The sequence below is a fragment of the Sinomicrobium soli genome (assembly GCF_003285545.1).
Lineage (GTDB): Bacteria > Bacteroidota > Bacteroidia > Flavobacteriales > Flavobacteriaceae > Sinomicrobium.
In genome coordinates this window covers 1-2,760 of the sequence record NZ_QLNV01000036.1, presented here as the reverse complement: position 1 = coordinate 2,760, position 2,760 = coordinate 1, and the positions used below count along the sequence as shown (strand labels likewise).

At 46.8% G+C, this 2,760-nt stretch carries 4 protein-coding genes; all 4 read left to right on the top strand.

All coding sequences use genetic code 11. The features are described 5' to 3' along the window. The first annotated feature begins 69 nt into the window (after positions 1-69). Genes tnpA through DN748_RS18870 form a run of 4 tightly spaced genes read left to right on the top strand, consistent with a single transcriptional unit; the run spans position 70 to position 2,734 of the window. Positions 70-363 (top strand): IS66 family insertion sequence element accessory protein TnpA, encoded by a 294-nt coding sequence (gene tnpA, locus DN748_RS18885; protein WP_112373394.1) that lies wholly within the window; start codon positions 70-72, stop codon positions 361-363. Continuing rightward, complete coding sequence (gene tnpB / locus DN748_RS18880) at positions 351-704, top strand: IS66 family insertion sequence element accessory protein TnpB (RefSeq protein ID WP_112373393.1); 354 nt, start codon at positions 351-353, stop codon at positions 702-704. The genes tnpA and tnpB overlap by 13 nt, the downstream gene beginning before the upstream one ends. Positions 705-746: 42 nt before the next feature. Further along, entirely contained in the window at positions 747-2,213 is a 1,467-nt protein-coding gene (tnpC, locus tag DN748_RS18875; RefSeq protein WP_112373395.1) for an IS66 family transposase, read from the top strand. An 11-nt stretch (positions 2,214-2,224) separates the two neighbouring features. Then, positions 2,225-2,734 (top strand): DUF6398 domain-containing protein, encoded by a 510-nt coding sequence (locus DN748_RS18870; protein WP_112373392.1) that lies wholly within the window; start codon positions 2,225-2,227, stop codon positions 2,732-2,734. Positions 2,735-2,760: the final 26 nt, after the last annotated feature.

The following is a 2,760-nucleotide window of genomic DNA, read 5'->3' as shown; positions in this document are numbered from 1 at the left end:
GTATCCGTCCGTCTAAGTACATCTTTCCCGGTATAGTATAGTGTTCTAATTTTGACCACAAAACGAACGATGTCTAAGACTACGAATTACAAACGTATGGAACGTCTGGTGAAAGAATATCGCCAGAGTGGTCAGGGCCAGGCTGCCTTTGCTCAGGCTCATGGTATTACCGAGAGTAAATTGTATTACTGGTTGCGAAAACTCGGTGAGCCTACCTGCGGGAAAGCGGAATCCGCCACAGAGAAGCCTTCGGGATTTATTCCTGTAAGCACCACTAAGCCTGCCAGCGCCAAGGCTACCTCGATGATCATTCGTATAGGAGAGGGTATCACCATCGAAATTCCGGTATCATGTTTGCGCTGAGTAGTTCGAATCGTTTTTACCTGTACGCCCATCCCACCGATATGCGTAAATCCTTTGACAGTCTGTGCGGGCTGGTGCAAAACGACCTGCAGCAAAATCCCAATAACGGAGCCGTGTATATCTTCGTGAATAAAGTCAGGAATAAAGTCAAGCTGTTGCACTGGCAATCGGGCGGTTTTGTCCTGTATTACAAACGCCTGGAGCAAGGTACTTTTGAACTGCCTCATTACGATAGCCAGGTGGAGGGTCTGCAATTGGATTATGCCCAACTGGTCTTGCTCGTAGATGGGGTAGCCATCACCAATCTTTCGCGGCGCAAACGCTATGAAAAAGTAGAATGACTATTGGTATATATGGGGAAGGGTTCGTATCTTCGATCCCCGATGACTTACCAGGAGTTACAGATAGAAAACCAGCAACTCAGACGATCTCAAAAAGCTTCTCAAGAGAAAATAGCAGCTTTAGAGTCACAGCTCAGCCAACTCTACAAGCTCATCGGTGGTTTTAAATCGGAGCGTTTTGTGGCGGAAATCATCCAAGAGCAATTATCACTTTTTGAAGCAGAGGTTTGTTCATCCCCGGTAGAGCCATCTACCGAGACCATTACCTACACCAGAGAGAAACAACCACATCCAGGCCGTCATGCCTTACCGGAACATCTCCCGGTTCGGGAAGTGATCATCGACCCCGAGGAAGATACTACGGGACTGAAAAAGATCGGACAAGACATTACTGAGACTTTGGAATATACCCCGGCCAGCCTGGTCAAACGACGTACCATACGCCCCAAATATGCCAAAGCCGATGGTGAAGGTGTACTTATAGCAGCATTACCTTCCCGTCCTATCGATAAATCCATCGCCGAGGCCTGTCTTCTGGCCCATATCCTGGTGAGCAAGTATATTGACCATTTACCGTTTTACCGGCAGATACAGGGCTTTAAACGGGATTTTGGCTGGGAACCCGCTTCCAGCACCCTGAGTGACTGGATGCAAGGGTGCTGCCAACTCTTGGAACCCCTCTACAATACCTTAAAACAGAAAATACTGGCCTCGGGCTATATCCAGGCGGATGAAACCCCGATAAAGGTGCTGGACAGTGACAAACCGGGCAGTACGCATCAGGGCTACCAGTGGGTCTATCATGACCCCATACATAAACACGTATTATTCAACTACCGTAAAGGCCGTGGACAGCAGGGACCTAAGGAACTGCTTATGGACTATAGTGGCTATGTGCAGTGTGACGGGTATTCTGTATATGACAAAATAGGCGCTAAAAATGGGATCACCCTGGCCGGTTGCCTGGTCCATGCCCGCAGGAAGTTCAGTGATGCTATGGACAGCGATAAAGCCCGTTCAGAAAAAGCCCTGGCCATCTTCAGGCAGATGTATTTGCAGGAGCGAGAGATCAAAAAACAGACCGGGGAAGACTTGGAAAGCAGAAAAGTCCTTCGCCAAGAAAAAATACAGCCCTTGCTGGCACAAATCAAAACGTGGATCGAACAAGAGCAGTTTAACGTACTGCCGAAAAGCCCCATCGGCAAGGCTATGGCTTATTTTATGAACCAGTACCCCAAGTTCGAGAATATCTTTACCGACGGACGTATCGAACTGGATAACAACCTGATCGAGAACGCTATCCGGCCTCTGGCTTTGGGAAGAAAGAATTACCTGTTTTGCGGAAGCCATCAGGCTGCTCAACATGCCGCCATGCTGTATTCTTTCTTTGGTACCTGTAAGATGCAAAACAGCAATCCCAGACAGTGGCTTACCGATACGCTCCGAAGAATCCCCGATCATAACATCCAGAGACTCGAAGAATTATTACCCGGATATACCACAAGCTAAAGCGCATGACAATGACCAAAGAACAGATCAAAGAGAAAGAGCAACAACTATTAGAACTGACAGGAACCTTTTGTGCCCAGAAACTCAATCAGGAATACTTTGAACTCTGCGAGAAACTCATTAAAAAGATGGGTAGAAAAAGAGAAGTCCCTTTTAAAAGGGGAAAACCGGAAATATGGGCGGCTGCAGTTATATATGCTATTGGCTCCATTAATTTTTTGGGAGATAAATCTTTTGAGCCCTATCTCCCTACCCAAGAAATCCACAACTATTTTGGAACCAAGTCCTCTACTGTGTCCGCCAAGGCCAGGATGATAAAGGATATGTTCGACCTATGGTATTACAATCCGGAATTCTCCACCGGCCATATGCAGCAGAGTAATCCATTTAACAATTTAGTGATGGTGGATGATTTGATTGTTCCCATAGAATCCCTTCCTGAACACATTCAACAAATCGTGCATCAAGCCAGAGCTGAAGGTAAAGACATTGCTTTTACAACCCAATACGAAGAAGAGTAACCAGGTGTAATTGCCCGGACGGATAC